21 protein-coding genes are annotated in these 21,842 nt (G+C 39.9%); 12 read left to right on the top strand and 9 right to left on the bottom strand.

The genetic code is table 11. The features are described from left to right. Window positions 1-133 precede the first annotated feature (133 nt). The 4 genes from MKZ25_RS02370 to MKZ25_RS02355 all read right to left on the bottom strand — a co-directional run bounded on the left by MKZ25_RS02370 (window position 134) and on the right by MKZ25_RS02355 (window position 4,994). Window positions 134-949, bottom strand: coding sequence for an undecaprenyl-diphosphate phosphatase (locus tag MKZ25_RS02370; protein ID WP_340799967.1), 816 nt, complete (start codon window positions 947-949; stop codon window positions 134-136). A 48-nt stretch (window positions 950-997) separates the two neighbouring features. Beyond that, window positions 998-3,190 carry an RNA polymerase recycling motor HelD gene (helD, locus tag MKZ25_RS02365; protein WP_340799966.1) on the bottom strand — a complete coding sequence of 731 codons (2,193 nt, stop codon included), beginning with the start codon at window positions 3,188-3,190 and terminating at the stop codon, window positions 998-1,000. 281 nt (window positions 3,191-3,471) lie between these two features. Then, the gene (locus MKZ25_RS02360; RefSeq protein WP_008404666.1) at window positions 3,472-4,026 is read right to left on the bottom strand and encodes an NADPH-dependent FMN reductase; all 555 of its coding nucleotides are present in this window, start codon (window positions 4,024-4,026) and stop codon (window positions 3,472-3,474) included. A 167-nt stretch (window positions 4,027-4,193) separates the two neighbouring features. After that, window positions 4,194-4,994, bottom strand: a complete 801-nt coding sequence (locus tag MKZ25_RS02355) for an NAD(P)H-binding protein (protein ID WP_340799965.1) — start codon at window positions 4,992-4,994, stop codon at window positions 4,194-4,196. A 111-nt stretch (window positions 4,995-5,105) separates the two neighbouring features. On the opposite strand from MKZ25_RS02355, the gene MKZ25_RS02350 reads away from it, so the two are divergent. The 5 genes from MKZ25_RS02350 to MKZ25_RS02330 all read left to right on the top strand — a co-directional run bounded on the left by MKZ25_RS02350 (window position 5,106) and on the right by MKZ25_RS02330 (window position 9,597). Continuing rightward, a complete protein-coding gene (locus MKZ25_RS02350; protein ID WP_340799964.1) occupies window positions 5,106-6,140 on the top strand; it encodes a PseG/SpsG family protein in 1,035 nt (344 codons plus the stop codon). Window positions 6,141-6,232: 92 nt separating this feature from the next. Then, window positions 6,233-6,418, top strand: a complete 186-nt coding sequence (locus MKZ25_RS02345; protein WP_340799963.1) for an SE1832 family protein — start codon at window positions 6,233-6,235, stop codon at window positions 6,416-6,418. A 134-nt stretch (window positions 6,419-6,552) separates the two neighbouring features. Next, window positions 6,553-8,133: an ABC-F family ATP-binding cassette domain-containing protein gene (locus tag MKZ25_RS02340; RefSeq protein WP_340799962.1), complete on the top strand. Its 1,581-nt coding sequence runs from the start codon at window positions 6,553-6,555 to the stop codon at window positions 8,131-8,133. A gap of 612 nt (window positions 8,134-8,745) precedes the next feature. Next, window positions 8,746-9,147: a transcriptional regulator SpxA gene (gene spxA / locus MKZ25_RS02335; protein WP_008404676.1), complete on the top strand. Its 402-nt coding sequence runs from the start codon at window positions 8,746-8,748 to the stop codon at window positions 9,145-9,147. A gap of 24 nt (window positions 9,148-9,171) precedes the next feature. Then, complete coding sequence (locus MKZ25_RS02330) at window positions 9,172-9,597, top strand: MarR family winged helix-turn-helix transcriptional regulator (protein WP_339175007.1); 426 nt, start codon at window positions 9,172-9,174, stop codon at window positions 9,595-9,597. Window positions 9,598-9,881: 284 nt separating this feature from the next. On the opposite strand, the gene MKZ25_RS02325 is transcribed toward MKZ25_RS02330, so the two are convergent. From MKZ25_RS02325 to MKZ25_RS02315, 3 genes are all read right to left on the bottom strand, one after another. Continuing rightward, entirely contained in the window at window positions 9,882-10,427 is a 546-nt protein-coding gene (locus MKZ25_RS02325) for an RNA polymerase sigma factor (protein ID WP_340799961.1), read from the bottom strand. Window positions 10,428-10,639: 212 nt separating this feature from the next. Further along, complete coding sequence (locus tag MKZ25_RS02320; RefSeq protein ID WP_340799960.1) at window positions 10,640-12,157, bottom strand: aminotransferase class V-fold PLP-dependent enzyme; 1,518 nt, start codon at window positions 12,155-12,157, stop codon at window positions 10,640-10,642. After that, entirely contained in the window at window positions 12,144-12,698 is a 555-nt protein-coding gene (locus MKZ25_RS02315) for a glycerol-3-phosphate acyltransferase (protein ID WP_340799959.1), read from the bottom strand. The genes MKZ25_RS02320 and MKZ25_RS02315 overlap by 14 nt, the downstream gene beginning before the upstream one ends. Window positions 12,699-12,863: 165 nt before the next feature. On the opposite strand from MKZ25_RS02315, the gene MKZ25_RS02310 reads away from it, so the two are divergent. The 5 genes from MKZ25_RS02310 to MKZ25_RS02290 all read left to right on the top strand — a co-directional run bounded on the left by MKZ25_RS02310 (window position 12,864) and on the right by MKZ25_RS02290 (window position 16,816). Beyond that, entirely contained in the window at window positions 12,864-13,229 is a 366-nt protein-coding gene (locus tag MKZ25_RS02310) for a GntR family transcriptional regulator (protein ID WP_340799958.1), read from the top strand. 9 nt (window positions 13,230-13,238) lie between these two features. Beyond that, window positions 13,239-14,102 (top strand): ABC transporter ATP-binding protein, encoded by an 864-nt coding sequence (locus MKZ25_RS02305; RefSeq protein ID WP_340799957.1) that lies wholly within the window; start codon window positions 13,239-13,241, stop codon window positions 14,100-14,102. A 1-nt stretch (window position 14,103) separates the two neighbouring features. Further along, a complete protein-coding gene (locus tag MKZ25_RS02300; RefSeq protein ID WP_340799956.1) occupies window positions 14,104-14,820 on the top strand; it encodes a hypothetical protein in 717 nt (238 codons plus the stop codon). A gap of 141 nt (window positions 14,821-14,961) precedes the next feature. Then, window positions 14,962-15,363, top strand: a complete 402-nt coding sequence (locus tag MKZ25_RS02295; protein WP_340799955.1) for a YrvL family regulatory protein — start codon at window positions 14,962-14,964, stop codon at window positions 15,361-15,363. Between the two features lie 70 nt (window positions 15,364-15,433). Then, on the top strand, window positions 15,434-16,816 hold the full coding sequence (locus MKZ25_RS02290) for a dipeptidase (protein WP_340799954.1): 1,383 nt from the start codon (window positions 15,434-15,436) through the stop codon (window positions 16,814-16,816). Between the two features lie 525 nt (window positions 16,817-17,341). Here MKZ25_RS02290 and cyoE read toward each other — a convergent pair. Together cyoE and MKZ25_RS02280 are read right to left on the bottom strand one after the other, a co-directional pair. After that, window positions 17,342-18,238, bottom strand: coding sequence for a heme o synthase (gene cyoE / locus MKZ25_RS02285; RefSeq protein ID WP_340799953.1), 897 nt, complete (start codon window positions 18,236-18,238; stop codon window positions 17,342-17,344). Between the two features lie 171 nt (window positions 18,239-18,409). Beyond that, a complete protein-coding gene (locus MKZ25_RS02280; protein WP_340799952.1) occupies window positions 18,410-19,432 on the bottom strand; it encodes an AbrB family transcriptional regulator in 1,023 nt (340 codons plus the stop codon). 480 nt (window positions 19,433-19,912) lie between these two features. On the opposite strand from MKZ25_RS02280, the gene exaC reads away from it, so the two are divergent. Continuing rightward, the gene (gene exaC / locus MKZ25_RS02275) at window positions 19,913-21,433 is read left to right on the top strand and encodes an acetaldehyde dehydrogenase ExaC (RefSeq protein WP_340799951.1); all 1,521 of its coding nucleotides are present in this window, start codon (window positions 19,913-19,915) and stop codon (window positions 21,431-21,433) included. A gap of 65 nt (window positions 21,434-21,498) precedes the next feature. Further along, window positions 21,499-21,825: a DUF779 domain-containing protein gene (locus MKZ25_RS02270; protein ID WP_340799949.1), complete on the top strand. Its 327-nt coding sequence runs from the start codon at window positions 21,499-21,501 to the stop codon at window positions 21,823-21,825. Window positions 21,826-21,842: the final 17 nt, after the last annotated feature.

Genomic DNA, 21,842 nt, shown 5'->3' with positions numbered 1-21,842 from the left:
TCAGGTTATATACTTCCTCAAAAAAATAGAAGAAGTAATCCAGTTTATTTTTCAAAATAAATGGAAAACCACTCTTACTTTAAACAAAAAACACGCTTTATAGCCTTTAAGACTACGAGCGTGTTTATCCGTTCTAATAGAATATTAATAATAAAATACCAACTAAAAAGCAGTAATACGTAAAGTAGTGCAGCTTTCCGTTTTTCATAATGCCCATGAACCAGCGCATGGCGAAATATGTCATAAACAAGGTCGCAAGGAATGTAACGGTATACGGAATGGCTAAATCCGCTTTGTTTGGCTCATCGAGGAAGTCAGTAAACCCTAGCACAACACCGCCTAAACTCACCGGAATATACAGCATGAATGAGAAACGCAGTGCCGTCTCCTGTTTCATTCCGACAGCGATTGCCGAAATAATTGTTGCACCCGATCGGCTAATTCCCGGTGTTAATGCAACTGCCTGCCCAAAACCTACTAATAAGGCATCCTTTGCTGATAAATCCCCGTCACGTTTTGTTCCGCGTAAATTCCGAATTAACCATAAGGCAATCCCTGTCACAAACAGCATAATCGCGATTGTCGTCATACTCACATTATCTGCAATAACATCGCTCAGCAGAACACCTAGAACACCTGCTGGAATCGAGCCGATAATGACGAACAATGCAAAATTAAAATCCGCACGGTATCGAGCATTACGTGTTTTAATAAACAGTAAAAACCCAGTAATTAACCGAATAATATCTTCACGGTAAATAAACATGATCGCAATTAATGATGCCGTATTCGTCAGGATCGCGAAAGTAAAACCTTGTTCACCCATTCCCAGAAGTTCACTTACAATCATGACATGTCCACTTGATGACACCGGTATCGGTTCAGTTAAGCCTTGGACAATACCGATAATAAAATGCTTTAAAACTAAAATCAAATCAAAATTTTCCATTTATATCTCCTAAAAAAGTAGTTCTCTTCTGTTAGACGATAAAGACGCCTAAATGTTCACTTCTTTACGATAATACTGTTCACCGATATGGGCAAGCGCTTTTGGCAATGTTCCGTCCGTTACTAAAAATAATTGACGTGTCGCACGTGAAGCAATTGTATACAGCAAATACGCATCCATCTCTTCCTTGTATACATGAGCATTTGCATCTGCTACAAGAACCGTCGTAAACTCAAAGCCTTTCGCCATATAGCCCGGCATGATGAGCAGTCCCTTCATATATACTTTCTGTTCTTCTGTAACGAGCTGTAGCTGAGGAAGAAGCGGTTTTAATTCATTGTATAATTGTTCGGAAGCCAGTTTATTTTTGCATAAAATAACGAAGCTATCCTCATCTTTATAATGTGTTTTGACGAGCTGGGTAATTGTTTCGCGCACTGCATTCGTTTCAATAATTTTTGGCTTATCTCCTGATACACCAAGGGATTCGGTTGTCGTATTGTTTAAAATTGCACTCATAAAATCGGTAATTTCATTTGTTGACCGGTACGATTTATTTAGCTCTACTGCTTTGAAGTGCTTGGACAATGGACCTGCAAGCGAGTCCTTCATTTGCGGATGCACGACCTGATTTTTATCTCCAAGCAATGTGTAATGCGCTTTCGGATACATCGCTTTAATCGTCAACAGCTGTAAATACGAATAGTCCTGGATTTCATCAATGACAATATGTTTGATCGTATTATCTGTATACAAGCCTTTTACAACGGCTTGCATATACATGATCGGTGCCAAATCTTCGTAATATAATATGCGTTGTTTCAGCGTTTCAGTCGTAGCGGCCTGAATCGTTTGTGTCTTTAGATTATCATTTTGGTATGTTAACGAATGCAGATACATTTTGTTTAAATTCACAAATCCTAGCTGATGAATCGCACTTTCAAGCTTGCCGTACCTTTTTTGCAGCTTTTCATTTGCCTGCTGCTCGATTTCCTTATCTGTCCCAATATACGTATTGACCGCTTTTAGTTCCTTCATCAATACTTTGCGGTCTTTTGTTTTTTCCTGCTCGATTTTTTCCAGCAGTACTGTACGGATCTTTTTCAGACGAAAATCAATATCCAATGCGCCGAACTTGTCATAAAACAGATCTGTCAGTTTTTTGGCGGATACGAACAGCTTTCCTTCGATTTTTAAATTATAAAACGGCATACCGCTCTTCTTGAGACTTTCAATATATTTCAGCAGTTGCTTTACGTAGCTATGTGAGCCTTTAAATGCATAGTGCTCACGTTCTTCCTTACTCGCCTTTTGAAGTCGTTCAATATTTTCGTAGCTCGTTTCTGCTTTATAATAAGACAATTTTAAATCGCGCAGTAAACGGTAATATGTCGTATGCTGGACATTATCCTCGCCGAGTTCCGGCAATACATTTGAAATGTAGTCATTGAACAAATCAGACGGCGAAATGAGCAAAATACTGCGTGCACTCATTGTTTGGCGGTATTCATACAGCAAATAAGCAATTCGCTGCATCGCAACAGAGGTTTTTCCGCTGCCAGGCGGTCCTAGTACGATTAAATTATCTTTGTTTGATGAACGAATGACGATGTTCTGGTCACTTTGAATCGTTGCGACAATCGATTTCATCTTTTCTTTTGCCGTATCCGACAGCAGGCTTTGCAGCACTTCATCGCCTACATAAATATCCGCGTCCAGTACTTGCAACAGCTCATCGTACTTCACTTTATACTGACGACGGCCTTGAATCGTAACCGGAATATATTCCCCGTCCGGAATTTGATAGCGCGCATTTCCGACTTTATTTTCATAAAAAAGGCTTGAGATTGGCGCACGCCAGTCATATATGAGCACATCATCCGTTTTTGGTTCGCGGAATGTTGATAAGCCAATATATAAATGTTCACGCTCGCCTTCTTCATTTTCAATTGATATTCGTCCAAAATACGGACTTTTATATAGTATTTGCATTTTGCTTAATTGTTCGCTGGCATTCAGATACTCCCGTTCGTGCAATTGCATCGTTTGCAGTATTTGCGAAAATTGGATGGCACTTTCCCCTGAAACATCGTTAAACTCCGAAGATGCTTGTGAGCGTTCCTCTACAATGTCGCCTTTTTGCTTTTTTAAATGATTGGACTGGACCTTTATTTGTTGTTTGAGAAGAGCACTAATTTCTTTTAAATGTGTCTCTTCCTGTTGCCATATCGTTTGTTCCATCTATCGGTTCGCCTCCAAATGCTCCGGAAGTAAAATCTTCACTTTGACATAAGTATTCATGGTACTTCAAAATGACGGTGGATTCAAATGAAACTATTTGCGCTCCCTTGTCATTACAAATTTTTACAATACCATTATAGCATCATCCTAACTTTAAATTATGGTGAATAAAGAAATATATTATACGCGAGTTTATATTCATGAATTTTTGAAGGGATATGATGCGTTTGCTGAAGGAAATAAAAAAGAAGCTTCCACATTTAATGGAGGCTTCCTAATGGTTATTGCATATCTACTGCTTGTTTTGATAATGTTTTTGTCATTTCGCAATATTGAACGAATACACGCGCCAGTTCGCGCAGGCGGTTGTGCACATCTTCATCGATAATTTTATTTTCTTTATCAAAGTGATCCGCGTGTGTGTATACATAGTTTGGCGTAACTAGGCAGCGGAAGTAATCAAGAATCGGACGCAATTGGTTTTCCAGTACTAAATGATGCTGGTATGTTCCGCCATTGCCGATAATAGCTGCCGGCTTGTAACGTAACGCTTTTGGTGGAATCATATCAAAGGCATTTTTCAGTACGCCCGGGATTGATGCCTGGAAAATCGGCGATGCGAAAATGTAGGCATCCGCTTCTTCAAACTTTTGAATCATTTTTTTCATATCATCATTTAGCGGACTGCCGTCTAAAATTTGATGCTGTAATTTTGAGAAGTATAAAATCTCTAATTCTAGCGAAGGGTTGAAAGCTTGAATATATTGTTGAACCTGTTCCAAAAGAACGCCGGTTTTACGACCAAAAATGGTTCCATCGACAAGTAATATTTTCATAAAAGTTCCTCCATGCAAATCATTGTACTCATATTGTATCAGAATAACTTTGCTTTTTAATAGGTAGTTGCTTAGTAAAGTACAATTTCAGTCTTTCGTCTTACATTGTTATATCGGGAAAGGAATTTGAATAATTTCCCAAAATATAAGATGAGGGTTGTTTCCCCTTATTTACCCCGCGTTTCATTTTTCCGACTGAACTCTTTATCCTCAATATCTACTGGCGGCAACGAGTCTTCTTTGTATTTATCCCAGTTAAAAGTCACTTCATCATCTGCTAAAGTTTCTTCCTTTTCAATATTGGGCATATGCATTTTCAGCAGCTCATCGGATAAGTAAATCGCCACTTTCTGCTTTTTTCCGTGTAGTGCGATTACTTTCATCGCCAATGCAATCTGCGTCGCCGGAATGGAATGGATTTTTTTCAGCGGTCCGACTAAAATCGGATTAAGCACCTTTAATATTTTATCGCCAATCGTTTCTCCAAGACGGAATTCCGGGCGATCCCCTGTAATAAGTGAGGGACGTACGATGGATAGTTGCGGGAAATCCATTTTAATGAGCTCTGCCTCCAATTTCCCCTTTACCTGACTATAGTAAGCAAGTGCCTTTTCATTTGCTCCCATTGCCGAAATGACAATAAAATGACCGACCCCGCGATTTTTTGCAATCGCTGCAATCGTTAGCGGATACTCGAAATCGACCTTTTCAAACTGCTGCTTTGAACCCGCTTTTTTCATCGTCGTTCCTAAACAGCAAAATACCTCATGAGCAAATTCAATATCCTTGTCGGCAATCTGATTAAATTCACACAGCTTTACAACTAATTTTGGGTGCGTAAAATCAAGCGGTCTTCTTGAAATGACATTGACTGCAACATACTCCTCACTCTCGCATAATAACTTCACAAGGGAAGAACCGACCAATCCTGTTGCACCGACGACCAACGCTGAACGCATCGTTTTCATATGTTTCCTCTTTTCTTTATTTTGATGTATGTATATGCAGAAAACTCTCTCATTCATAATTTCGGCAATTCCACCATATTTTATAGAGATAGTGGAAAGGATGGGATTTACGTGCAAAAAAGAAAAATTATATGGATTATCGAGCATTGTGAGATTAAAGGAACATATCCTTTTGAGCGTGCAGTAACTTTGGCAAATCTGTTGCAGGAAGAAGAGATCGTTCTCTTTGTGAAAACTGCAAATCAACAGCTTCTTGATAAATTGGCCCAAACCGGCTTAAATATTGTAAAGTTTGATCGTTTTATCGAACTTAAAAAGAAAATTCGTGAATTGGAGCCGCATTTAATTATCCATGAAGGTAAAGATACCCAAGTTGAACAAATTGAAATGATTAAACCGTTTTGCTCGACGATTGTTCATTTTGATGATTTTGGCATGGGTGCACAGCTTAGCGACTGTCATATTGTTGCGTTGTTTGGGGAATCCCATGAAGAGCCGCATACACATGAGCTAGCCGGCAGCTATGCGTTTGCCGTTCCGCCAAATTTAGAAAAAGTCGCACACCAAATCCTTGAAAAACCCGATAGCTCGATTAAAGATTCACTTCCGCATATTGTTGTCGCATTTGAAGATGGGGATAGCAACAACCTTACTTATCGTACTTTACGCCACTTAACACAGCTGCAAATCCCTTTAAAAATTTCAGTCGCGATTGACGATGACTATCATCATGACATCGATAGTCTAAAAATGATGGCGTTAAGCCGGAAAAATACCGTCATCGTTCAAAAACATGATGCCCTGCTCGAGTTGATGCCGCAAGCAGACTTGATTATTTGTAATGCCAACTATACGCCTTATAAAGTGGCGGCAGCCGGCATTCCTTGTATTACAACGGCTCAACAGGATAATGAACTGAATTATGCATTTACACGCGAGATGAACGGCTTTATCCATATCGGGTTAGGCCGGAAAATGAAGCAGTCCATTATTCAAAATGCCGTGATGGAGCTCTTGCTTCATGAGCAGCGCCGTGAACGGGCTGTCCGCAAGCAGCGCAGTCTAGAAATTTTGACAAACAATGAAATACTGAAAAACCTGTTGCTCGATTTAGCTTATGCACGTCATAATATGGCACATATTTAACTTAAAAAATCAGGCTTTCCCCATCACATAAATGTATGCATTATGTTACAATATGAAAAGATTAATTTCCGAAAATAAAGGAGTAATTAACGATGCAAACAAAGGACCAGCTTCAGCAGGAAATCGCCGAATTAAAGAATGATTACATCAATCTTCAAGGCGATATGGAAAAGCTAGAATCACTTGGCCATGCAGACTCAGTAAAACAAGCGCTCACACGCCTTGAAAATATGGAAGCACGGCTAGCAGAACTAAACAAACAGCTCGCAGCACTTTAATGTTGCGGGTTTTTTAATGGATAAAATTTTTTTTAAAGAAGAATCTAGTTGATTGGAGTGTAGGCGGAAACCGTGCGCCGAAACGAAAATCAACGCTGTTAGCAGAAAACACTAAAACACTCGGAGGATTATATATGGCAATATTAACTGTTGAAAATTTAGGTCATTCATTTGGTGACCGTACGTTATTTAAAGATGTTTCATTCCGTCTTGTTGAAGGCGATCATATCGGACTTGTTGGTGCAAACGGTGTTGGAAAATCGACATTGATGAGCATTATTACAGGGCAAGCAATTCACGATGAAGGAAAAGTCGAATGGCTTCCTGGCACACATTACGGTTATTTGGATCAGCATACGGTTTTAACTGCCGGCCGTTCAATGCGCGATGCATTACGTGACGCGTTTGCACCTTTATATAAGAAGGAAGAGCGTTTAAATGAAATTTCAGTGGAACTAGGCGAGCCTGATGCAGATTACGACAGCCTATTGGAAGAAATGTCGGAAATCCAGGATGCACTTGATGCTGGTGATTTCTATAGCCTGGACATGAAAATCGATGAGATCGCCCGCGGTTTAGGATTGGATGCGATTGGTCTGGAACGCGATGTTGCCGCATTATCTGGTGGTCAGCGTACAAAAGTATTACTTGCTAAACTTTTACTTGAAAAACCAAAAGTATTATTACTGGATGAGCCGACGAACTATCTTGATGAAGAACATGTTACTTGGCTGAAAAACTACTTGAAAAACTATCCGTATGCATTCCTGTTAATTTCACATGATACGGAATTTATGAACAATGTTGTCGATGTAATTTTACATTTAGAATTTACGAAAATGACGCGTTATACTGCGACATATGAGAAATTTATCGAGCTTGCAGAAATCAATAAGCGCCAGCATATTGATGCATATGAAAAACAGCAGGAATTTATTAAGCAGCAGGAAGATTTCATTGCCCGCAACAAAGCACGTTACTCAACAAGCGGCCGTGCAAAATCACGTGCAAAACAGCTGGACCGTATGGAGCGTATTGATCGCCCGGAAACTGCCGTGAAACCGGAGTTCAGCTTTAAAGAAGCGCGAACACCTGGCCGTTATATTGTGGAAGCAGAAAACTTGGTAATTGGCTATGATAAAGAAAAACCATTATTGCCGCCACTTACATTCCAAATCGAACGCGGTGAAAAAATCGCATTAGTCGGCATGAACGGTGTCGGGAAATCGACGTTACTGAAAACAATGTTAGGTAAAGTTCAGCCATTGGACGGTAAAGTGATTTTAGGTGACTATCTGGAGCCGTCATACTTCGAACAGGAAGTAAAAGCTGATAAAATCACACCGATCGATGATGTATGGAATGCCTTCCCTTCTATGGAACAAGCACAAGTTCGTGCAGCATTGGCACGTGCCGGTCTGAAAACGGACCATATTACTCGCCCACTGAATTCCCTTTCTGGTGGTGAGCAGGCAAAAGTACGTCTTTGCAAGCTGATGATGGATCAAACAAACTGGCTGATCTTTGACGAACCGACAAACCACTTGGACGTTGATGCGAAAGAAGAGCTTAAACGCGCCATGAAAGAATTCAAAGGTACAATCGTTCTAGTATCGCATGAACCTGAGTTCTATGAAGGTTTGGCAACAAAAGTTTGGAACGTGCAAGACTGGTTCACGACTCGTGAAACGAAGGAATTGAACGAATTTAAATAGTATTAATGAAGCAGCGCCTCTATTTTATGGAGTGTGCTGTTTTTTTGCGAGTATTTTTCTCGGGAGGATTATGGCAAATATTTGAAAAATACAATAATTTTTAGAATTATTTACCAATATAATAGCGACGTTGCAAGGACTTTACAGTATATATGACGAATATAGTAGATGTTCGAGTATTTATTAGAAAACATCCCTTACTTATTGGAACAGATACTGTTTTATTGGGTAATCGCAATATCTTCTGTATTTCAGAAAAACCTTTTTTCATAGCCGGTTCTATCTGGAATATTTCAGGAATATAATAAAAAGTCGCGGTCTTTTAAAGCACTTCCACTACATATTAGATTAATTTTCTGTACAAAACTAACCGCGCCCAGCAGTCCCCTCTCTCTTCTAGTTTATACTTTACAAAACTGTAATATTAAAATAGAAACTTTTTATAGTTTTATACGTATAATTTATTAGAAGAATGGGTAAACAGTTAAAGGGAAACATATAATAAACTTATTGCATTATAAATAGCTTACTGGTAAGATATTATTATAAGTAAATGTCTTACAACTAAGCTATCACCAAATTATTGATTATGGGAAAGCGAGGAAATTAATTATGACAGTAACAATCTATACACAATCGAGCTGTTCCTCATCACGAAAAGCATTGAAATGGCTAAATGAAAATAATATTACTTATACTGAAAAAAGAACAACTTCTCAATCTTTGACTTTAGCAGAGTTTAAACATATTTTAAGTATGACAGAAGATGGTACGGATGAAATTATTGCGACAAACTCCAATGATTTCAAAAACCTGGACATTGATATTGACCAGCTATCCATTCAAGAGCTGTACAACTTAATCCAGCAGCATCCTCGTATGTTGCGCAGCCCTATTTTACTTGATGAAAAACGCATTCAGATCGGCTATAACGAAATGGACATTCGTCGTTTCATCCCTCGTAAAGTGCGTGCATTTGAATTAAATGCCCTTCAGAAATTAGCCGTAGAATAGTGATAACATTTGGAGTTGACACTGATGAATGAGCATAAACGCGAGCAGTTAACCGAACTTTTTGAAAAAATGACATCGTTGGAACGCAAAATTGCTAATCAATGGAACAGTCAAAATCAGTTAGGCTTCTCAAAATCACATATTTTAATTTTGGCTTACTTGCACACAGATGGTCCAAAGCGCCCTTCTGCCATTGCAGAAAAGCTGAAAGTGACAACAGGTGGCGTGACCGTTTTGACGACGAAGCTCATTAAGGCGGGGCTCATTGAAAAAACACAAAATGAAACGGATCGCCGCGCTTCGCAAATTCATATTACCGAAGCAGGAATCGAAGTGCTCGAACGCTCTCGTCAGCAAGTAGACAATCTTTTCGAAAACCTGTTCGGCATGTTAACAGAAGATGAAATTAAGACTTTAACGGCAATCTTTGATAAATGTACGAAGTTATAAACACATGAGCAGCCGTATGCTCATGTGTTTTTTGTATGGCTCCTCTTATTCCCCGATTTTGAATCGCCCCTTACTTTGAAAAGTATCAGAAGGTCATCGTGTTTCGTTTTTTAGTCACTTTTCTGCGGATATTAGTCAAACTCTCTTGGTTATTAGTCAAACTCTATTAGATTTTAGCCATTTCTCCCCTAATATTAGTCAACCACAATAAGATATCAGCCACTTTCCATTCACACAAAAAAAGCTACGGCAACTTTCTGCCATAGCTTTCGTCCTAACTATTACTAAGCCAATACTGTTTCTGCGACACCATTGTCGGATAACAAAATTTCTTTTAAACGTGCTTTTGCGCGGAACAGGCGAGATTTCACGGTACCGATTGATACTTTCATCAGCTCGGAAATTTCGGCTAATGAGAATTGATCCACATAGAAATACCATAATGTTTTTTGGTAAATGCTATCAAGCTGACCCATTTTCTCTTGCACAATTTTTGTAATTTCTGTTTTTTCCACAAGTTCTTCTGTCGTAAAATCATTGTTGGGAACCAAATCTAAAATCGGTACGTCTAATTGTTCAGGTTGATTCATCATGTATTTACTCCGACGTACATTTTTGCGATAACGGTCGCGGAATGTATTCATCGTAATTGTTGTAAGCCATGCTTTTACATGGTCTACTTTTGAAACTGATTCTTCATAGCGTACAACTTTTACCCAAACTTCCTGCATTAAATCTTCTGCTTCGTTTTGATTGCGTGTAAGCTTTAAGCAAAGATGGTAAATGTAGCGGTTGTATTCATCATAAATAGTCGTTAATAATTCATTCATTTGAAAGTCCTCCGATAGATTTTATATGAAGAGCGCCTCGGCATAATTACATCGTATGTGTATGTTAAATTTCCTTATGACCTTATTGTGCCAAATTAAACTATTACACTCTATCGGATTGGCTTTCAATTACCTTACAATGCTGTAAGATTGATTGTAATCATTTGAATGAACTAAATGTTTCTGCATTACCTACCCTACTATCCCTCCCCCTACAACGTTTCCATTACATAAGTAAGCAACTCTTGTAACCTTTTAAAATCCTTATCAAAACTCGGCTGAATTGTGCTGATTTGAGCGATGTTGCATTCCTTTAAATAAGTGCTGTCACCATGCAGCAAAAAGCCGTTTAATGCGCATATTGTTAGTATTTCGGCCATTTTCGGGTGTGCCCATGTTGCAATCATCGGATAAGTTGCTGTTACATTAAGTGCTGAATTTTTTATTGTTGCCATCCGCTTTTCCAACACGTCAAAGCGCTCCGGATACAACTTTAGTGCATCTTTGACAGCCTCGACAAAATAATGCGGCAATGTAAATGGAATTTGCTTCTCAATATAATACGGCAAATTCATATATAACGGCGCATCACTCGAAACCGGCCGTTCCTTACAAAAGATGAAAGCAAGTCCTGCCACCGTACCGAGCGACTTTCCGCTGACCGCTGTTGCATAATGAAGCCCCTGCATCGAAAATGGTACGGAACCAAACGAACTAATACAGTCCGCACATAGCTTAATATTATATTTGTCCGCCAGCTCTCCTAACTCCTCGAGCGGATTCAATGTACTGTTCGACGTTTCGCCATGAACAAATACAATGTAACGATAACTGCCTTTTTGGAAGTACGTTTCAATTTGCGCAATATCGAATGGACTTCCCCATCCAACATCAATCTTTTCAATATGTAGTCCCCATTGTTTTGCCTGGTTATAAAGACGATCGCCGAATTCTCCGTTCACTAATACTAGTCCGGCTTCATCGGGAAATTCACTTTTCAACTGACCAAGCATCGCATCATTAGCAAGTGTTCCTGTACCGACAAGCGGTATGACGAAATTTGCCTTTGCAAGCTTACATAACTCACCTTTCACCTGCTCAAGCTCTTGCTGAAATTTTACGGAGCGGTGGGAATTCGTTGATGGGATGATCGGCTTTTCCAATGCAACCGGTCCCGGGAAAAACACCATATTCTGTTCACGCAGACGCTCCCGGAAAACTGTACTGTCCTGCCGTGTTAAAACCATCGGCAAATAACGAGCTTCCTCTGTCCCTACAGCTGAAGCGAATTGCCTGAACCCCATTTGTGTATACATTTTCTCTTCACGTACCGTACCGGAAATGACACATGCCGTATATCCCGCATCGTAAAAATAGCGGTAGATCGCTGTTGCAAGCTTCGTAAAAACACGTCCGTTCCGGTGATTCTTTTTTACCGCGAGCAGCCTGATTTCGCATAAATATTCGCAAACTTCTGGGTCCAAATGGTTTTCAACATCCCCGATTTTACGGTCAATTGAAAATGGCCTAGTATCGCGGAATGCGACCATACCGACCATTTCCGTATTTTTATAAACAATTACATACACATTTTCATCATGAAATTTATCGATGAGTCGCCGCGATGGATTGTGCTCATGCTGGGGAATTTCCTCCACAAATGTTGCATAGTTTAATGCTGCAATTGCATCAAATTCTTCATCTGTTGCTGCAATCTTACTCCAGTACATTCGGTTTCACCCTTTCTACAATGCTATGACGCTGTTTCCAAATCACGAGAATAAGTGCAATCGTTACGATAAACCCTGCATCCATATATACGCTCGCGACTAGTCCGTACATGATGAATCCGCCTGTCATACTAAGTGTTGCACTTTTTGTGATGAGCAGACTCAATAAAAAGCCGGCTAAAAATACCAATAGGAGTAACGGAGAAAAAGCGACCATTGCTCCGATTACTGTTGCGACTCCTTTTCCGCCTTTTCCGTGATTCCAAAACGGGTACAGATGGCCAAGCACTACAGCGATGACGGCAAGCGCAATCATCTGTTCAGGAAGCTCAAGCATACGCCCTGCTACTACTACAATCAGCCCTTTTAGTCCATCCCCCACTGCCACGAGGATAAAAGCCCACTTACCTAATGTACGTCCGGCATTTCGTGCCCCAAGATTGCCGCTATTTGCATATTGCAGATCAATCCCTTTTATTTTCCCTATAACGACTGCAAAAAGGATTGTACCGAATAAATAACTTAGCAATAGATAGAACATCCTGATCACCCTTTTGGATTTATTATGTTTATCGTAGCGCAATTGAGCAGAAGTTGCATCGATTGCTTTCCAAATTTATCTAAAAATATATTACATTCCTGCTTGACTTTTTAGTTAGTTACTCATATAGTTAACCATATAACAGAAACGGAGAGGAGGAAAACAATGCGATTAACATTCGATGATACGAAGCCCATTTTCCAACAGATTGCAGAAATGATTGAGGATGATATTGTAAATGGTGTTTTAAAAGATGGTGATCAAATTCCTTCAACGAATCAGCTCGTTGCCCATTATAAAATAAATCCCGCCACGATTTTAAAAGGCTTTAACCAGCTGGTCGATTCAGGGATTGTCTATAAAAGACGTGGCGTCGGGATGTTTGTCGCGGACGGCGCATTTGAAATGCTGCGAAACCGACGCATTTCCCAATTTCAACAGCAATATATTGAACCGCTAATCGCCGAGGCAAAAAAACTTGGCATGACGAAAGAGGAAATTCAGAAAATGTTCGATTCATACGAAAGGTAGGGTTCAAATATGTACAACGTCATTCAATTTGAAGATGTCTCTCTTCAATTAAAAAATAAACAAATATTAAAAAATGTTTCTCTTACATTAGAAACAAATAAAATATACGGGCTGCTCGGTCGTAATGGAGCCGGAAAAACTTCCATGCTCTCACTGCTCGCGAGCTTTGTGCAGGCAACTTCCGGACGTGTAGCAATTGACGGGGTTTCTGTTTTTGAAAATGAAGATTTAATGGAAAATATTATTTTTATCCGGGATATAAAGCTCGACGAGTCGGAAAAAGTATGGAAATACATTAAACAAACAGCAGCATTCCGTCCGAATTTTGATGAAGACTATGCAAAAGAGCTGATGCAACGGTTCCGACTCCCTGAAGATGTAGCGGTCTCTTCCCTATCGCGCGGGATGATGTCTGCCATGCATGTCGTCATCGGTTTAGCAAGCCGATGTGCAATTACGATTTTTGATGAAGCCTATTTAGGAATGGACGCACCTGCACGCGTAAAATTTTATGAAGAAGTATTAAATGATTATATGGAGCATCCGCGAACAATCATCTTATCGACACATTTAATTTCGGAAATGGAATCGATGTTTGAGGGAGTTATTATTATCGACCAAGGTGAAATTATCATTCACGAAGATCTGGATACATTCACATCACGAGGAGTTACGGTGACAGGTCCGATTGAAGAGGTCGATGCATTTACAATCGGGAAGACCGTTTTAAAAGAGCAAGTTCTTGGGAGCACGAAGCAGGCGATGGTTTATGGACAGCTTTCGGAAGAAGAAAAACAACGTGCGAATGGATTACAAATTGCACAGATTACATTACAAGAGCTATTTATCCATTTGACGGAGGAGGAATCTTAATATGAGAACGAAAAAATCATTTGTCGTCGGCTCTGCCATGTTTCAAGTAATCGGCAGCTGGACACTTTGGTTTATGGGGATTGTTTTAGCCATCTATATTGGAAGTCTTATTTTCTCTAATTTCTCTGGGAACAGCTTTGAGATGAGTGTCCCTACTTTTATGGACGAAGGTTCTGAAACTTCGATTGCCGCCCTGCTCGGTAATTCCGCGCGCATCTTTTTCCTAGTATGTGGGATTTTATCGATGGGGCCATTTCTTCAATATTTCGTATCGATGGGCATTACAAGGAAAGCTTACTTTAAAGGAAATGTCATCGGTATTTTCCTGCTGGCTGCCTCATTTACAATGTTAACAGCCATTTTATACGAGATTGAAGACTTCATCTTTGGCAACTTCACTAATGGCTTTGAACAAATGACATTATACTTTGTGAAACTGGCTTTGGATATTGTCGTATTTTATTTAGTCGGCTGGTTTATTGCTGCAGGGTTTCATCGAATGAACCTTTACAGGGGTGTGAGTTTCATTTTAATTTCACTTTTTGTGATTTTCATTCATTCGGGGTTATGGGGTGAAGAGCTACCATTAGCAATTTTCAGCATGATCAGCATCGAAAACTACTCCACTTTTCTAATCGTATTGCTCAACGTCCTATTAATCGGCGCTTTAGTTTATACGATTCGTCAGTTAACGAAAAACATGACAGTAAAAGCATAACTTCATACCTGTAGTGAGGCATTCGATAAAGTGTGCTTGCTACAGGTATTTTTTATATTCTTTGATGAGAGCGCACTTCCCTCTTTTTTCCGGAAATCATTTATACTAACTATGATCTATTCAAAATTGTTAGGAGTCTATATGAAAAATTTCGGAGGTTTTATCGGCTTTATCTTTATCGGTTTATTATTTATAGCGATTATCGGCGTCGCGATTTCCGTGGAAGTAGGCATTTTACTGCTTGTCGGAATTGAATTTGAAGGCTGGGGCAACTTAATTTGGTTCATCCTAGTCTACGGAATTATTGAATTTGGGCTTGTCATGGTATCCGATGTTCTGATTGAATTAAAAACAACACAGCATCACCGGTTCCATAAATACTTTGCGCACTTACTCATCTCGTTCACGCTTTTAATGACAATTTCCCTCATGATGGAATCCATCTACTTGCCTTTATATGGCGGAATTGTCTTTGCAATCGCAACGGCGACAATGTATTGGGTATTTGATACAGGCTCAAAAAAAGGAAAGTTGGGAAGCTGATTTCCACTCGTTCTATGCTATAATTATTTCCATAACCGAAATATCGAAATAAAGGGAGGCACTCAACCATATGAGTCATTTAGAAAAATTAGATGCGTACTTCACAGAAAACCGTGAACGTCATTTAGCGGAGTTAAACGAATTTTTACGCATTCCCAGTATCTCCGCTTTATCTGAACATAAGGCAGATATGCTGTCTGCTGCAAACTGGCTGGCAGACCACTTAAAATCATTGAACATCGAAAACGTTTCAGTAGATGAAACGGACGGTCATCCGGTCGTTTACGGGGAATGGCTTCATGCTGAAGACAAACCGACAATCCTGTTCTACGGTCATTACGATGTACAACCAGTGGATCCTCTAAACTTATGGGAGACACCTCCTTTCGAACCGGCCATCCGCGACAATAAACTGTTTGCACGTGGTTCTTCGGACGATAAAGGACAAGTGTTCATGCATTTAAAAATGGTTGAAGCGTTATTCGCAACGGAAGGTACATTACCGGTTAACGTGAAATTCATTTATGAAGGTGAAGAGGAAATCGGCAGTCCGTCTCTTCCAAAGTATACAGAAGACAATAAAGAGAAATTAGCGGCAGACTTGATCGTCATTTCCGATACGGGACTATACGCTAAAGGAAAACCGGCAGTATGCTACGGTTTACGCGGGTTAACAGGTGTGCAGATTGATGTGCGCGGTGCAAAAGGTGACCTGCACTCCGGCCTTTATGGCGGCGGTGTTCAAAATGCGATCCATGCACTTGCAGAAATTTTAGCTTCTTTCCGTGACGAGCATGGGACAATTCAAGTGGAAGGCTTCTATGATTCAGTGCGTCCCCTATCTGAAGAAGAGCGTCAAGCCTACCGCGATCTAAACTTTGATGAAGATGCATTAAAAGAAGAAGTCGGTGTAAAAGAATTATTCGGTGAAGCCGGCTATTCTTATTTGGAGCAAACATGGGCACGACCAACATTGGAAGTGAACGGCGTATTCGGCGGCTTCTCTGGTGAAGGCATTAAAACAGTATTACCTGCTGAAGCGGGTGCAAAAATTACATGCCGCTTAGTACCGGACCAAGACCCTGAGGAAATTGTCGCTTTACTGAAAGCACATATCGAGAAGCATAAACCAGCAGGTGTCGAAGTAGCGATTTCTGAGTTCGATAAAGGTAAACCTTATTTAACACCGTTTGACCACCCGGCAATTCAGGCGGCAGGTCGTTCATACGAAAAAGTGTATGAAGTACCGACAGCTTATACACGCGGTGGCGGATCAATCCCGATTGTTGCGGCATTCGATGAAATTTTAGGCTTGCCTGTTGTGCTGATGGGCTTCGGTCTTTCAAGCGAAAACTTCCATGCCCCGAACGAACATTTCCACCTGGAAAACTTCGACCAAGGTCTACGCGTACTTGGCGATTACATGCATGAAGTGGCAACAATCAAGTTATAAAAATAAAAGTGCTAAAGCGCCCGTCCAACTCCGACCTAATGTAGCGAGGAGTTGGCGCTTTAGCCTAGCCGTGACATAACAAAAAAGACTCCAATGCCCACTACAGCATTGGAGTCTTTTGTAATCCGTACGTGACCATATAAAAAAATAGGGGGGTTTTATATGTTGTCGAAGTCATGTACGAGATTTATGAGTAACATAGCATATCAATGAGTGAGCAAGCCTGCCTACCATGCAACCTGCTCCACTTGATAAATCAATGATAGCATGTATCCTACCATCAAAAAATACGAGGGATTCCATTGTCATATTATGCTCACATTTTCTGTTCACAATTTCTCAACAAGCGGACATAAAATGATAATATTTTGATATATTTTAGTTGATTTTTGATTAGATTTTATTTTTTATAAGATAAAACTATTTCATATACGCATTTATTACCAAATAAGGAAAGCATCCACTACAAACAAAAACTCATCCATTCCTTTTATAGAATATGGATGAGTTTTAGATTATACAACTTCAAAGCACATTTAAAATCATGCCAACTGTTGCATAAATAAAGACTGTTCCAAATACAGCCATCATATGGAAAAGCGAGTAGCCGAACATAATATTCGCCCATTTCTTCTCGCCCTGCTTTTTGGACGCTGCTATACTCATGCAGAGCCAAATGACACCAAGGACAAGAGAAACGATTGTTAACCCCAAGCTAAGCGGTAAAAATAAAAAGCTCGATAAACTTAGCAGCACGAGATAAATATTTGACTGAATATATGTGCGCTGCTCCCCTTTTGCTACAGGGAGCATCGGGATATTAGCCGCGGCGTAATCTTCTTTTTTACGAATGGCGATGGCATAAAAGTGCGGCATTTGCCAAATAACCATAATTAGAAACAATGCCCATGCGGCCGGATGCCAAAGATCCGGAGCGACGGCTGCCCACCCAATAAGTGGTGGCATCGCGCCTGAAATACTGCCAACTTCTGTATTCCAGATCGTACGGCGTTTTGTCCACATTGTGTAAGGGACAACATAGAAAAATACACCTAAAAACCCTAACAAAGCAGCTAACGGTGATGCTAAATAGAGCGCCGTACATCCTAGTATTAATAAAATCGTCGCAACGATCAGCACTAACTTTGCAGATAGTTCTCCAGTAACGGTTGGACGTGATTTAGTACGGGGCATAATTTGATCGATATCCCGGTCATATACGTTGTTATATGCACCTGCAGCAGCTATGACGGCCGCAGAACCAATAATTGCATAAATAATAGCGGGAATATGTTCAATAAAATTTAATTCATACGTATACAGGGCGAGCATTAATGCCGCGATCATCGGAATTAAGTTTGATTTAATAATGCCGGTCTTCACAGCTTGCGCCCACAACTGACGATTCGATTGCGTTTGCATGTTCTTAATCCTACTTCCTCAATTAATCACTTTCTCTAGTATACCCTATAAGGGACACAAAGGGTTAGCATCCAGGCTTTTTTTCTCATCTTCCACTTAAAATGTCGTGATAATGCTGTCACAATTAATCGATTGGATACTCGGCACACACGTAACGCATCGGCATCGGATTTATTGTTGTACAGGTTCTCCCCGATCCCGGTAAATCCATTTAATAATAGGCAGTACACACAGGAAAATAAACAGCAGACGAAACAGCTGGAAAACCGTTACAACAGAAATATCTGCCTTTACTGCAGCGGCCAACAGCCCCATTTGATCAAGTCCTCCTGGTGCTGTACTTAAAAAGCTTGTCGCAAAACTCAAATCCAAAAAACGAGCGATGAGCAAGCTTGTGCCGTATGTAAGAATAATCATTGCAACGGTACTGATCACCCCGCCGATTAAAACTTTCAATGGAAGACGCAATGTTTCCGGTTTTAATAACAGTCCGATATAAGCACCGATTAAAATTTGCGCAATATGAAGAACATCACTCGGCATTGTCGGCGCTTCAATTTCAAAGAATTTTAATCCGATGACAATAATGATTGGTGTTAAAAAGTGCGCGACAGGCAACTTTAGCTTTCTGCCAAGCGGTACAGCAACAGCAGCGAGCAAAATAACCAGAACTACTTGCCAAACGTCCCATGTCAATGGAATACTCACTCCCCCTACAACGTGACCTGAAACTAAAAACGGAATAAGCATCACGACCCCCAACACACGGACGATATGAAAATACGTGACCGCTGTTAGATGGACATCCCCTTCTTCTTCCGCAAACAATACAAGCTGAGACAATCCGCCCGGAACATTGGCAGCTACGGCGGTTTTAAATGTAAGCCCCGTTGACCTGGCAATGACCCATGCAATACCTAGACAAAACGCAAATAACAGAACATTGACGATAACCATAAAGAACAGCAATGATTTGAAATCGGAAAATAGCGAGAAATCAAATTGCTGGCCAATCGCGACACCGACGATTACAATTCCGGTATTGCGTAAAACTGCCGGCCATCTCAGTCGATCTTTTATAAAAAATTGTGCAATTAATACCGAAAAAATCGGACCGATCAGCCATGGGATCGGCAATGAAAGCGCGGAAAATAGAAGTGCTCCAATGAGTGCTATTACGAATACAAGAAGCATAAATCCTCCCCTTTTCTATTGATGAATACATTTATTTTAACTTAAATTATTTCGCAAAGCGAATAACCAAAATACCTCCTAAGGGTGACAATAAAAAGTAGATACTAGAAAATATTTGCAGATTAATTCATTTTGAACTACTAAATTGTTCTGAAATAAATAGATTACACAAAAAATATTTATAATGTTTTATGTATACTTATACAATTGTTTTCAACTGTTAATTTTGTTATATAATAACCACTCACTATAATAATATAAGGTTTAATCGCCTGTTCTTTTCATTCCATTACACCACCACCACTTCTGTATCAGTACATAAATATTGCCTTAAAAATGTTATTCACATGCAATTCTTTTTACAAATATAACAACACGAGTAAGTATGTAAGCATTTTCATTTGCGATTTTTTATACATAGATGCATAATAGGTTCATAAAGTTGTCGCAACTTTAATAACATAATAGAGGTGTTAATAGATGATCTATGCAAACCCTAATACTGCTGGTGCAGTAGTTAACTTTAAAGAAAAATATGAGAACTTTATCGGTGGCGAATGGGTTGCTCCTGTTAAAGGGCAATACCTAGATGTAAAATCACCTGTAACTGGTAAAGTATTTACAACAGTTGCACGTTCAACTGAAGAAGATATTGAATTAGCATTAGACGCAGCACATGCAGCTAAAGGTGCCTGGGCACAAACTTCTGTTGCATACCGCGCGAATATTTTAAATAAAATTGCAGACCGCATTGAAGAAAATCTGGAAAAAATCGCTGTTGCCGAAACTTGGGACAACGGTAAAGCAGTACGTGAAACATTAAATGCCGATATTCCATTAGTAGTGGATCACTTCCGTTACTTTGCTGGTGCAATTCGTGCACAACAAGGCGGAATTTCTGAAATCGACAACGATACAGTAGCATACCACTTCCATGAGCCAATCGGGGTGGTTGGTCAAATTATTCCTTGGAACTTCCCATTATTAATGGCTTCTTGGAAAATTGCTCCGGCATTAGCGGCTGGTAACGTAATCGTGATGAAGCCTGCTGAACAAACACCAGCTTCAATCATGGTATTAATCGAATTAATTCAAGACTTATTACCAAAAGGCGTATTCAACGTTGTTAATGGTTTAGGTATTGAAGTTGGTAAACCACTTGCTACGAATCCACGTATCAACAAAGTGGCGTTCACTGGTTCTACTGGTGTAGGTCGTTTAATTATGCAATATGCTACAGAGAATATTATCCCTGTAACATTAGAGCTTGGCGGTAAATCACCAAACGTCTTCTTCCCGGACGTAATGGATCATGACGATGAGTATTTAGATAAAGCTATTGAAGGTTTAGTAATGTTCGCATTAAACTCAGGCGAAATTTGTACTTGTCCTTCACGTGCATTAGTTCACGAATCTATCTATGACAAATTTATGGAACGTGTATTAGAACGTGTTAAAGCAATCAAAATCGGTAACCCATTAGATACAGAAGTAATGATGGGTGCTCAAGCTTCAAATGAACAATTACAAAAAATCTTATCTTACATCGAAATCGGTAAAGAAGAAGGCGCTGAGCTACTTATCGGCGGCTACCAAAACCAATTAGATGCTGACCAAGAAGGCGGCTACTATGTGGCACCAACAGTATTCAAAGGTCACAACAAAATGCGTATCTTCCAAGAAGAGATCTTTGGTCCAGTTCTTTCTGTAACAACATTCTCTACTTTCGAAGAAGCTATGGAAATCGCTAACGACACTGAATTCGGTTTAGGTGCTGGTGTATGGTCTCGTAACATGGATACAGCTTACCGCGCTGTTCGTGGCATCCAAGCTGGTCGTGTTTGGACAAACACTTACCACCAATACCCTGCACACGCTGCATTCGGCGGATATAAAAAATCAGGTATCGGTCGCGAAAACCACTTAATGATGTTAGATCACTACCAACAAACAAAATGTATGTTAGTAAGCTACAACAAAAACGCTCAAGGTTTCTTCTAAGCCGAAGCGAACGATTAGAGGATGTGCTTTTATAGTGCATCCTCTTTTTTATAGGGAGGATGTTTATGGAAAAGCTAATCGCAACCGAAAAAGCGATAGAGGTTATTGAGCTGTTGAAGGTGAAGCATGGGAACTTAGTTTTTGAACAGTCTTCGGGATGCTGTGATGGTACGGTGCCGATGTGTTTTCAGGCGGACGGGCACTATATTAGCAGCCAGCTAGTTCTCATCGGGGAAATTGCGGGTGTTCCGTATTATATTGATAAGCATCAAGCGGAGTATTTAAAGCATATGCAAGTTCTTGTTGATGTAATGGAAGGTCGCGGTGCTTCATTTTCATTGGAGAGCGCTGAAGGCTATGCTTTTTTAATGAAGTCAAAGGTAATGAAATAATTACAAAATGCCATCCA

The sequence above is a fragment of the Solibacillus sp. FSL W7-1464 genome (assembly GCF_038004425.1).
GTDB lineage: Bacteria > Bacillota > Bacilli > Bacillales_A > Planococcaceae > Solibacillus.
Note: the sequence above shows the minus strand (reverse complement) of the source record. Positions and strands in the feature narration are given on the sequence as shown.

What these genes read in the sequence shown, in the direction of transcription:
- MKZ25_RS02345 (WP_340799963.1), top strand. Translation starts at nt 6,233, where the DNA reads ATGCAAACAAAGGACCAGCTTCAGCAGGAAATCGCCGAATTAAAGAAT.
- MKZ25_RS02310 (WP_340799958.1), top strand. Translation starts at nt 12,864, where the DNA reads ATGCGATTAACATTCGATGATACGAAGCCCATTTTCCAACAGATTGCA.
- MKZ25_RS02340 (WP_340799962.1), top strand. Translation starts at nt 6,553, where the DNA reads ATGGCAATATTAACTGTTGAAAATTTAGGTCATTCATTTGGTGACCGT.
- MKZ25_RS02325 (WP_340799961.1), bottom strand. Translation starts at nt 10,427, where the DNA reads ATGAATGAATTATTAACGACTATTTATGATGAATACAACCGCTACATT.
- exaC (WP_340799951.1), top strand. Translation starts at nt 19,913, where the DNA reads ATGATCTATGCAAACCCTAATACTGCTGGTGCAGTAGTTAACTTTAAA.
- MKZ25_RS02295 (WP_340799955.1), top strand. Translation starts at nt 14,962, where the DNA reads ATGAAAAATTTCGGAGGTTTTATCGGCTTTATCTTTATCGGTTTATTA.
- MKZ25_RS02320 (WP_340799960.1), bottom strand. Translation starts at nt 12,157, where the DNA reads ATGTACTGGAGTAAGATTGCAGCAACAGATGAAGAATTTGATGCAATT.
- spxA (WP_008404676.1), top strand. Translation starts at nt 8,746, where the DNA reads ATGACAGTAACAATCTATACACAATCGAGCTGTTCCTCATCACGAAAA.
- helD (WP_340799966.1), bottom strand. Translation starts at nt 3,190, where the DNA reads ATGGAACAAACGATATGGCAACAGGAAGAGACACATTTAAAAGAAATT.
- MKZ25_RS02370 (WP_340799967.1), bottom strand. Translation starts at nt 949, where the DNA reads ATGGAAAATTTTGATTTGATTTTAGTTTTAAAGCATTTTATTATCGGT.
- MKZ25_RS02290 (WP_340799954.1), top strand. Translation starts at nt 15,434, where the DNA reads ATGAGTCATTTAGAAAAATTAGATGCGTACTTCACAGAAAACCGTGAA.
- MKZ25_RS02300 (WP_340799956.1), top strand. Translation starts at nt 14,104, where the DNA reads ATGAGAACGAAAAAATCATTTGTCGTCGGCTCTGCCATGTTTCAAGTA.
- MKZ25_RS02360 (WP_008404666.1), bottom strand. Translation starts at nt 4,026, where the DNA reads ATGAAAATATTACTTGTCGATGGAACCATTTTTGGTCGTAAAACCGGC.
- cyoE (WP_340799953.1), bottom strand. Translation starts at nt 18,238, where the DNA reads ATGCAAACGCAATCGAATCGTCAGTTGTGGGCGCAAGCTGTGAAGACC.
- MKZ25_RS02355 (WP_340799965.1), bottom strand. Translation starts at nt 4,994, where the DNA reads ATGAAAACGATGCGTTCAGCGTTGGTCGTCGGTGCAACAGGATTGGTC.
- MKZ25_RS02270 (WP_340799949.1), top strand. Translation starts at nt 21,499, where the DNA reads ATGGAAAAGCTAATCGCAACCGAAAAAGCGATAGAGGTTATTGAGCTG.
- MKZ25_RS02280 (WP_340799952.1), bottom strand. Translation starts at nt 19,432, where the DNA reads ATGCTTCTTGTATTCGTAATAGCACTCATTGGAGCACTTCTATTTTCC.
- MKZ25_RS02305 (WP_340799957.1), top strand. Translation starts at nt 13,239, where the DNA reads ATGTACAACGTCATTCAATTTGAAGATGTCTCTCTTCAATTAAAAAAT.
- MKZ25_RS02315 (WP_340799959.1), bottom strand. Translation starts at nt 12,698, where the DNA reads ATGTTCTATCTATTGCTAAGTTATTTATTCGGTACAATCCTTTTTGCA.
- MKZ25_RS02330 (WP_339175007.1), top strand. Translation starts at nt 9,172, where the DNA reads ATGAATGAGCATAAACGCGAGCAGTTAACCGAACTTTTTGAAAAAATG.